Below are 1,854 nucleotides of genomic sequence, written 5' to 3' on the forward strand. Positions count from 1 at the left end.
GGGGTGGCGCTTGCTCGCGACATCATGCGCGCACCAGCAGCAAAGTGTCGTGTACCAGCCGTCCAGAAGTTGGGTCTCAGCAGCGTTTGAGCATCGTTCACAGGTACGAATTGCTCGTGCAATTGTGGCGGTGATCATCGACTGAATTTGTCGATCATCACACCGGTGGTAGATGCGGAGCTCGCCGAGGTTCTCTTTGATCTGGAGGATGAAGGGGTAGGTGGCATCCTTCTGATCACAGTATTCTTTAACCTCTGTGAACAGCGTCGTGACCAAGCCTGACCAGCCTTCGGGTGTGCGACCGAGGCTCTCCTCGACCGATTGCTTGATATCGTTGAAGTCAATTGTGTTAGTAACATCGTCCGCCATGTCGGACTCCTCCAGGGGATGGTAGGAGGCGTCGGAATCGAACCGACTCGTGCACTCTAATCTGGAGCAATTACAAGGATATAAGCCTCGCCCGCATACCAATGCTGCCTCCCACGGATTTTGCGTGGGTTATCGACCTCAGGCCGATATTCGATGGCAGTGGATGCGTGTGAACGTCATGACCGCAAGCTGAACCAGTTCGCATAACCATGTCAAGACAGAGCGTGCTGCACTTAGAAATTCACCGCGTAGTTCTGGGAACCTTCTAGCTTAGCGTGTGCCAAAAAGACTGAAGCATCCTTTTTTGCGGGTCAGTGCAGCGCCGAGTAGCTCTCCGACAGCGAAACGATTCGATACCCTGTGATCCGGACTCGAACTCAGATACTCCGTCGATAGTTCGCTCTGAACCGACGTGCGTCTTTTGATCTGCGTCTTATGCGCTCCGTTTTGGAGAAATACAAAAGTCTTGATCTGACCAAACCTCAGCGGCAGCATTGACCTGCATCTTTCGAAAATGGAGATCCCGGTTGCAAGACCTTGTAAGTCTCATTCCATTTAGCGTCTCGAGTCATTTGTGATGATACGTTCCTCACCTGAACTGCTGGCAGTTTCGAGGCGTTGGTATGAAATACTCAGAACCAAAAAGAATACTGACGAGTTGCAGGATTTTCTGTCGAAGGCAGATGAACTACGGTTTGTTGGGACAGGCGAAGGAGAGTTTTGGAGCGGGCAAGCAGTTCGCGATGGGGTTAGCGGCTTTTTCGCGGAGATCCCCGCTCCCGTCGTTTTCGAAGAAGTTGAAGCTGAGGCCTTCGAAAACGGAGAGACGGGATGGTCATCCTTCGTCCACAAGATTCAGTTTGTCGGCTTTGATGAAGCCGTCTTTTACCGCACCGTTCTGATTTTTGTCCTGGAGGGAGCAGCCTGGAAGATCATCAATCGCCACGCTTCAGTGCCAACTCCAAATATTGAACTCGTGGGTAAAGAGCAGCTGGCCATCCAAAAACTTGTTGATGCTGCGCGCGAAGATGGACCCGAGCTGATCCAAACCGAAGGTTTGGCTTCAGTACTTTTCACTGATGTAGAAGGCAGTACAACGTTGGCGGAGGCGTTGGGCGATCAGCGTTGGTCGGTGCTGATCGAAAATCACTTCCAAGTCTTGGCGGCGATCATTGAAAAGTATCATGGCCAGTTCGTGAAATCCCTTGGAGACGGAACGTTGTCCGTCTTTCCGTCCGCGAAGGAAGCGCTAACGGCCGCTGTCAAGATTCAGAAGGCCATTGCACCGGCTTCCGAGGAGCCGTCTTTCGGTGTGCGGATTGGAATTCACACTGGCGATGTCGTGCAATCTCGTGGAGATTTTTTTGGCACTGTGGTCAACAAAGCTTCACGCATAACCACGGTTGGTGCGGCAGGCGAGATACTCGTTTCAGATGCGACTCGCGCCATGGTCGGAGGACGAACCGATTTCTTATTTTCTGAAAT

2 protein-coding genes and 1 tRNA gene are annotated in these 1,854 nt (G+C 52.0%); 1 reads left to right on the top strand and 2 read right to left on the bottom strand.

Annotated features, from left to right (window positions below; all coding sequences use genetic code 11):
* Together AC2FJC_RS23790 and AC2FJC_RS23795 are read right to left on the bottom strand one after the other, a co-directional pair.
* Positions 1-369: hypothetical protein (locus AC2FJC_RS23790; protein WP_496742194.1), on the bottom strand; the 369-nt coding region annotated here is incomplete at its 3' end.
* A gap of 19 nt (positions 370-388) precedes the next feature.
* Positions 389-482 (bottom strand) — tRNA-OTHER (locus tag AC2FJC_RS23795).
* 464 nt (positions 483-946) lie between these two features.
* Between AC2FJC_RS23795 and AC2FJC_RS23800 the strand changes: the two genes are divergently transcribed.
* Positions 947-1,854: adenylate/guanylate cyclase domain-containing protein (locus AC2FJC_RS23800; protein ID WP_496742195.1), on the top strand; the 908-nt coding region annotated here is incomplete at its 3' end.

Source organism: Ruegeria sp. CDSB117, from assembly GCF_059611005.1.